At 25.5% G+C, this 8,096-nt stretch carries 7 protein-coding genes, 1 tRNA gene and 1 pseudogene; 6 read left to right on the plus strand and 3 right to left on the minus strand.

The features are described 5' to 3' along the window. Nucleotides 1-197 precede the first annotated feature (197 nt). Genes Q1J76_RS11860 through Q1J76_RS11870 form a run of 3 tightly spaced genes read left to right on the plus strand, consistent with a single transcriptional unit; the run spans nucleotide 198 to nucleotide 2,643 of the window. Nucleotides 198-869 carry a bifunctional nuclease family protein gene (locus tag Q1J76_RS11860; protein ID WP_300370679.1) on the plus strand — a complete coding sequence of 224 codons (672 nt, stop codon included), beginning with the start codon at nucleotides 198-200 and terminating at the stop codon, nucleotides 867-869. Nucleotides 870-891: 22 nt separating this feature from the next. Continuing rightward, the gene (locus Q1J76_RS11865; protein WP_300370682.1) at nucleotides 892-2,064 is read left to right on the plus strand and encodes a tetratricopeptide repeat protein; all 1,173 of its coding nucleotides are present in this window, start codon (nucleotides 892-894) and stop codon (nucleotides 2,062-2,064) included. A 27-nt stretch (nucleotides 2,065-2,091) separates the two neighbouring features. Next, a complete protein-coding gene (locus Q1J76_RS11870; protein WP_300370685.1) occupies nucleotides 2,092-2,643 on the plus strand; it encodes a hypothetical protein in 552 nt (183 codons plus the stop codon). A gap of 1 nt (nucleotide 2,644) precedes the next feature. Here Q1J76_RS11870 and Q1J76_RS11875 read toward each other — a convergent pair whose 3' ends face one another. The 3 genes from Q1J76_RS11875 to Q1J76_RS11885 form a co-directional block, all read right to left on the minus strand. Further along, nucleotides 2,645-3,547 (minus strand): PfkB family carbohydrate kinase, encoded by a 903-nt coding sequence (locus tag Q1J76_RS11875; protein ID WP_300370688.1) that lies wholly within the window; start codon nucleotides 3,545-3,547, stop codon nucleotides 2,645-2,647. Between the two features lie 9 nt (nucleotides 3,548-3,556). After that, complete coding sequence (locus Q1J76_RS11880) at nucleotides 3,557-5,449, minus strand: penicillin-binding transpeptidase domain-containing protein (RefSeq protein ID WP_300370691.1); 1,893 nt, start codon at nucleotides 5,447-5,449, stop codon at nucleotides 3,557-3,559. Nucleotides 5,450-5,462: 13 nt separating this feature from the next. After that, nucleotides 5,463-5,533, minus strand: a tRNA-Cys gene (locus Q1J76_RS11885). Nucleotides 5,534-5,874: 341 nt separating this feature from the next. Here Q1J76_RS11885 and Q1J76_RS11890 point away from each other — a divergent pair. From Q1J76_RS11890 to Q1J76_RS11900, 3 genes and pseudogenes are all read left to right on the plus strand, one after another. Further along, nucleotides 5,875-6,564 (plus strand): tetratricopeptide repeat protein, encoded by a 690-nt coding sequence (locus Q1J76_RS11890; RefSeq protein ID WP_300370693.1) that lies wholly within the window; start codon nucleotides 5,875-5,877, stop codon nucleotides 6,562-6,564. A 26-nt stretch (nucleotides 6,565-6,590) separates the two neighbouring features. Further along, nucleotides 6,591-7,772 carry a M23 family metallopeptidase gene (locus Q1J76_RS11895; protein ID WP_300370695.1) on the plus strand — a complete coding sequence of 394 codons (1,182 nt, stop codon included), beginning with the start codon at nucleotides 6,591-6,593 and terminating at the stop codon, nucleotides 7,770-7,772. A gap of 36 nt (nucleotides 7,773-7,808) precedes the next feature. Next, nucleotides 7,809-8,096: pseudogene (locus Q1J76_RS11900) on the plus strand (hypothetical protein); the annotation flags it as partial.

Here is an 8,096-nt window from a genome sequence, read left to right on the forward strand (position 1 = left end):
TTAATAAAATATAATAATTTTTGGAATCATAAAAGAATACATTCCGCTTTAAATTATGATACTCCTATGTTATACTTCAAAAAAATAAGGAATACTTAAAGGAAATATCTCTGGCTCCCGTGCATAAAAAAAATTACCTTGACAAATAATATATATATATTAATATTATACAACTATATATAAAAAGGTTTATAAAAGTGGTAGAAGCAAAAATACTTAATTTGGCAATTACAGATAAAGGCTTTGTGGTTATTTTAAAGCCTGAAAAATCAGATAAAGTTGTTCCTATATCAATAGCATATTTAGAAGCCCAATCTATAATGTCAAGTCTTATAGGGTACAAAATTGAAAGACCTCTTACTCATGATATAGTATACAGTATATTTAATAATTGCAATATAAGACTTATAAATGTAATTATTGATAATGTACATATTGATACTTTCTTTGCAAAATTAGTTATAGAACATAATGATAAGAATATATTCATTGATTCAAGACCTTCCGATGCTATAGCCCTTTCTTTAAAATTCAAAACACCAATATTTATAGAAGAACATATAATAGAAAAATCAGGTATAATATTAGAAGAAAATGATAGCTTAATGAAAGTTAAAGATGGAATACCTTTTACATATCAAAGATTTGACAGAGAAGATCTTAAAGAAAATAATGCTGAAAATATTTTTATAAAGAAAGAAGAAATTAATGATATTGATAATTATGAAACAGATAAATCAGATATCAAAGAAAATAATAATAAAAAAAATAGAGAAGAATTACAGAAGTTATTAGAACAAGCTGTAAAAGAAGAAAGATATGAAGATGCAGCTAGATATAGAGATGAGCTTGATAATTTATCAGAATAAATTTTAAAATCATAGAGGCTGTATGAAATACTGCATTAAAGCAATTTTATTTTTATTAATTATCACTAATTCTATAATATATTCAAACCCATCTGACAAAATAAAATTCGAAGCTGGAGAGCTTACAGAATTAGAATATGACTTCTTTACAAAAATAGATAATGGAGAAACTAATGATTTAGAACTTCATTATGATGGTTTCATAATAGCATCTGGAATTACAGATAAAGATGAATTTGAATTTTATAGACAAAAATTAAATGATATAAGGAATCTTGCAAAAAAAGAATTATCTTTATATGTGAAAGAAGGTTCATATGAATTTGGTAAAAAATTACTTAATTGGCTATATTCAAGCGGTACATTGAAAAAATATTTTGAAACTTCAACATTATTTCAGGATTTAATATACAAAGGAGAATATAATTGCTTAAGTTCAAGTATATTATATTCTTTGTTATATACAGAATTTGGATTTAAAGTTAGAGGTGTATTAACTTCAAGTCATTCTTTTTGTACTGTATACACTGATAATAAGGCTGTTGATGTAGAAACTACACTATCAAAGGGATTTGATCCAGGACAAAAAGAAATAAGAAATACTGGAACTTCAACTATAGTTACATTTGTACCTAAAGGAAATTATAGAGATAGAAATAATGTTGATATACTCACATTAATAGCAACTTTATATCCGAACTCTATATCATTAAAAAAAATAGAAAAAGATTTAGAAAAACAGTTAATAATGGCTAAAAAAGCATACTATTTATCTCCAAATACTAAAATGTACAATGATAATTTAGTTAATGCCTATAATAGGCTTGCTTTAGATTATTTAAATAAAAATAATTTTGAAGATTCATATAAAGTATTAGAAGAAGCTTTTATATTTGATTCTAAAAATCCTATTACAAAAAATAATAGAGTACATTATTATAATACTATAGGCACTTCATATTTGAGTAAAAGAGATTTTCCTAATGCTATAGAAATATATAAAACAGGAATATCAGATATTGGAGAAGGTGCTGATGTTTTGAAGAGAAATCTTAAAGTATCATATTATAATTATGCAGTTACTGAATATAATCAAAGAAGATATAATAATGCAAGTACTATATCGGAGGAAGCTTTAAAATTATTTCCAAATGACAGAGATTTTATTAGATTATTGTCATCTATACCAAAATAATATAAAAATAATTCCGAATAATATTATATGAAATTTTATTTTACAATTATAATATTTATATTTACAGCTATACAATATAGTTTTGCTCAGGATAATTATAACCTTAATATAAAATTCAGAGTAATTGAAAAATTTGATAAAATTCTATCATCTGATAATAAAGAATATGTATTTTATATAGATGCTAATTATATTTTCACAGATGAAGGTAAAGAAATATACAGTAATAATATAAATAATATAAAAAATACTTTAAATAATTTAGAAAAACAAGAAAAAGAAGCTAAAACATCAGAAGAGAAATCGCATATAAAACAAAATATAAGAATATATCAGGCATTACTTAAATATAATACTCCACCTAAAAAATTTATATCTCTTTTAATAAACAGACAAATACATGAATATATATCAAGATATAATTCTAAATATATAGACAATATGCTGCAAAATGATCTTCAGAAGTTTTATGATGATATAAAAAAAAATATAATATACAATGAAAAATATACTGGAAAATTTACTTCATTAAGATTTCTAACAAAAGAAAAATTTAGATATTATACTGGAAGAACATAAATCATAAATTAAATTTAGATTTTACCTTTTCAATATCATATCTGGATGTGCCGCCTTTTACTTGAACAATTTCTTCAGATACAGTAGAAGCAAATTTTAACACTTCATTAATATCAATACCATTAATTATTGCATAACTCAAAGCAGCACAAAATGAATCTCCCGCTCCAACAGTATCAATAACATTAACTTCATTAGAAGGATTAAAAATATATTCTCCATTATAAAATACTGAAGCTCCCAATGCCCCAAGAGTAAGAAATACATAATCAATATTAAAATCTCTAGAAATTGCTTTTAATAAAATTTCATTATTATTTTCCAAAGAACTATAAAAAAAGTCTTTTATCACCGCAAGTTCATCATCATTGATTTTTAATATATTTATGAATTCTAAAGATTCCTTTATTTTTTCTTTAGTATAATAATTTTTTCTAAATGTTACATCACATACTCTGTACTTTGCATTAATATTTTTGAATATAGTTTTTAATGCAGTATACGATTTTTCATTTCTTTGAGATAAGATATTAAAATAAAAAACATCATAGGTTTCTTTTAATACATTTTCTAAATTAGCATTATATTCAATATTATCCCAAGCAGCATTTTCATGTATTATATAATCAGGTATTTTATTTTCATTAAGAAATACAGTTGCTTTTCCAGTTTCATAATTATTTAATATTTGTATCAAAGATTTATCTATATTTTCATTATCAATAAAAGATAAAGCATTTTTAGAATATTCATCATTACCTAATGCTGTTATGAATTTTAATTTATCATATTTATTTAAAAGTCTTGATAATTGAAGAGAATAATTAAAAGGAGCTCCTCCTATAACTGATTCTCCATCATAAATATCATATAAAATTTCTCCAAAAGCAAGTATATTAAACATATTTAATTATCATTCCTTTATAGGGGGCTTCAATAAAAGCCTTATTATAGAATTATTAGTGATATATGTACCTTCATGAGGTGAAAAATCTGTTATATACCCCTCACCTTGTATAGATATTTTGGCATTATTATTTGATACTATATATGATATATTATTTAAAGCATCTCTTAAAGAAAGACCTTTAATATTAGGCATAATATTATTTGTAATATTTATAGAAGGCGGTATTAATGATAAGAAATCATTAGTATTTATAGAATATATCTCACCATCTATTAAACCTAAATAAGGTATAATCTGATTGGCAATTTTAGCAAAAAGAGGTGCTGATACCCTACCCGCAGCCTGACTTCCAGCTCCTAAAGGGTCATCAAGAAGTACAAGTATAGATATTTTAGGGTCTTCAAGAGGAAAACCTCCAACAAATATAGATTGATAATATTTTTGTGGCTTATCATCTGAATTATTTCTATAAACTTCTGTTATAGCAGTACCTGTTTTGCCTACAACATCTATATTAAGCAAATTAGCTCTATGACCTGTAGAACCAGATTCAACTCCTTTTCTAAGCAATACCCTAGCTATTTGCGAATACTGTTCATCTATGATTCTAGTTCTCTTTAAATTGTTTGTAGCACTAATCTTTTCTATACCATCATAAAAAGAATTAACTACATGCATAGGTACTTTCCAACCTCCATTTAAAAGAGGTAAATATGAAGCTGCTATTTGCATAGGAGTAACACTCAAATCATATCCTATAGCTAAATAACCGCGTGAAAATCTATGCCATTTATTTAAAGGATGATATATTCCGCTCCATTCATTTTTATATGGTCCTACTCCTGTAGGCGATCCGAAACCGAATCTTTTTAAATAATCATAAAAGAATTGCTTATCTATTCTTTCAGCTATAGTTACAACTGCAAAATTACAGCTATATTTCAATATATCATTAAATGCAACATCACCATGAGGATAATCGCAATGTATTCTAGTTTGCCTGCTATAATCATAATATCCATTACAATGAAAAATCTCATCGCTATTAACAACACCCTGCTCTATTGCAGCAAGCTCGGCAAATATTTTCATAGTACTTCCCGGATATATAGTACTCATTATACTTCTATCCATTCTTTCATTATTAACATAAATAAAAGGATTATTAGGATCAAATGAAGGATACGAATAATTAGCTATTATTCCCCCAGTATTAACATCGGATACTATAACAGTTACAGATTGAGGTAATTTCTCTGCTACTGTTTTTAATACTTCATTCCTTACTATAGTTTGCACATCTCTATCTAAAGTTAATACTATATCTTTTGGATTATCATTTTCTGATGAAAGAATAGCTTCATATGTAGCTTCAAGCCCTGCATAGCCTTCTGTTTCTGTTCTATTCATATAACCTATAACATGAGCAAATACATCTTCATACGGATAAAATCTCTTATAACTCTCTATACCATAAATACTTTTTACATTATATTTATCTTTTATTTCTTTTATATTTTTATACGAATCAAAATTTATATTCTGTGCTAATCTTATGGTTCTTCTTTTGGTGCTTAACAATTCTCTAAATTTTTCTTTGGTAATGCCAATTATATTAAAAATTCGCGAATAAGCTTCATTAATATCAACTTCTTCATTACCATCTAATGAAACAGATTCTGTATCCAAATATATAGTATAAGCTGGGATATTTATTGTAAGAGGACGCATTTTAGCATCATATATAGTACCTCTTGGTCTGTCTAATCCGCTTAAAGATGATACAGATTTTCTTTCTTTTATAGTTAGATTAAATAATTGAATTAATATAGCAATAGTTCCTATAGCAAAACAAATAAGGAATAAATATAATCTCTTTACTCGGCTGTCATTCATAATTAGGAAAATGAGGCGGCGAACGGATTTGAACCGATGATAAGAGTTTTGCAGACTCCTGCCTTACCACTTGGCGACGCCGCCATGTTTTTAGATGTGATTAATAATATACTAAAAATAATAAAAAGTCAAGCTAATATAAAAAATATTTATACTATCAAAATAAAGCATTTTTATAACTTTACAAATAAAATATTTTTAATATAATACAATTTTCTATTAATAGTTCAAAATATGATTTGGCTAATAAAACTAAAATATATATCATAGAAGATGTATGAAATTATAAATTAATTTTCAAAAAACATATAAGAAATAATTAAACAGATAAAACTTTACATAATTTTTTTATTAAAGTTTTATTTAAATATATTGAGATTTTTACATTATACAATATAATATATATAAAATTATTAGGAGTATATATGAGTATAGGCTCTAGCAGAAGTAAATTAGAAGACGGTATAAAATTCTTCAGAAATGAAAATTATAAAGAAGCTATAGACTCTTTAGAAAAAATTTTCTCAGAAAAAAATGATGTTGAGTCTGGATATCATTTAGCATTAGCCTATGCCCAAATTCAAGACTATGATAATACTCTTCAAGTATTCGATAAAATAATGAGAAGACTTGATAATCCTTTAAGGCTTATGCAGGCTCATATCATAGTTGGTTATATATATGCCGTTAAAGAAATGTATGATTTAGCAGAATTTGAACTTATAGATTCTTTATCTTCTGGTGTTGAAAATACTCAAATACATGCCGCTTTAGGATATGTTTATTATAAAAAAGTAAATATAAGAAAGGCTATAGAACATCTAAAAAAAGCTGTAAGTCTTGATCCAAATAGTGCAAATGCTAGAAATTCTTTGGGTTTTATACTCGCAGATACTGAAACAAATATAGAAGAAGGTATAGAAGAAATTAGAAAAGCATTATCTATAGATCCTAATAATCCTGCATATTTAGATTCATTAGGCTGGGCTTTTCTCAAAAAAAATGATTTTGAAAGAGCTAAAGAATTTCTTACAAAAGCCTTTGAACTTGCTCCTACCAATAGAGACATTAAAGAACATTTATTAAAATTAGATCAATCTTCATATAAAAAATAATTATAAGAATAGCGGTTGGAGGTTTTATGAAATATATTCTTAGTATTATATTTTTAATTTCATTGTCTTTATATTCACAAAATAATATTCAATATACTGGAAATACTTCTGTTACAAGAGATGGAAAAAAAATAAATATAAAAACATTTAATGAAGTATTATCAAATGATATTATAGAAACAGAAAAAAATGCCTTTGCTGAAATAAAAATTTCAAATAAATATTATTATATTGCTCCAAACACAAAAGTAAAAATAAGTAATCAAAATGCTGTATTAATAAATGGAGCTATGTATACAAGAAATAATTCATTTAATTCTTTAGAAGATTTTAAAAAATATGATAATGATATAAAAATATATGCAGATCCTTTTCCATTCTATGCTGGCAAAGTATCTACTATATTCATAGCTTCAAAAGATGAAGTAAAAATAGAAAATTCAAAACTTTTAGGAAGTGCCAGACCTATAGTAAAATTTTTTGAAGTTAAAAATGCAGATAGAAATATGAAAGTTTATAAAAGTATCTTTGGTATATATGTAGGCTCTCAGGATAAAAAATATCAATTTGTATCAGATATTACATTGAAAGATAAAACTCTTTTAAATGTAGCAATAGATATAAAATTAGATTTTACTCCGCCTCCTCCAAAACCTAAACAGATACAGGGAGTTACTTCTACTATGAGAAATATTATTAGTAATCCTAAAAAATCAAAAGAAGAGAGAGAATTATTAAATGAGAAAATATATATAAGCTACACTCCTACCAATTATGCTGATAAAGTATATATAATGCCTTCTCAGGGAAGATATTCTTCAGGTTTTGGTGCTTTCAGAGGATATACTAAAGACTATGCTAGATATCATCAAGGTTTTGATATTGCAAATACAAATGGTACACCTATAATGGCAGCAAATAATGGAGTTGTCAGAGTATCAAGAGAATTATTTGTAAGAGGTAACTGCGTAGTTATAGATCATGGCGAAGGGGTATACAGTTCATATTTCCATATGTCTAAGTTAATAGTAGAAGAAGGACAATATGTTAAGAAAGGCAAAGTTATAGGTTTGATAGGTTCTACTGGAATATCCACTGGTCCTCATTGTCATTGGGAAATGAGAGCTGGAAACATGACTTTTGATCCTTTAAGTATTTTAGAAAAACCTGTTTCTTTTAACACTAAAGTTTTAACACAAATAAAATAATTAATACCATTAATATAAAAGGCTATATACTAGATAATGAAGATAAAAGAAAAATCCATAATAGAATTTGAGAATATACATAAGATAGAACCTTTTTTCATTAGATATTTAACTATAATCACTGCTTTAGTATTGATGATACTATTTATATTTTTTTTCGGTACTAAAAGGCTAAATGAAGAATATAACACAGTTAATGTTTGGAATAAAAAAAGTTTATCTATAGAGTTGCCTTCTCATGATGATAAATTTAATATAGAAGGAGTATTCAAACATAATTTCTTTACTCAGCCAGAGGGAATAATACATTATTTTGATTTTAAG

The sequence above is a fragment of the Brachyspira sp. genome (genome assembly GCF_029258575.1).
In the GTDB taxonomy this organism is placed as follows: domain Bacteria; phylum Spirochaetota; class Brachyspiria; order Brachyspirales; family Brachyspiraceae; genus Brachyspira.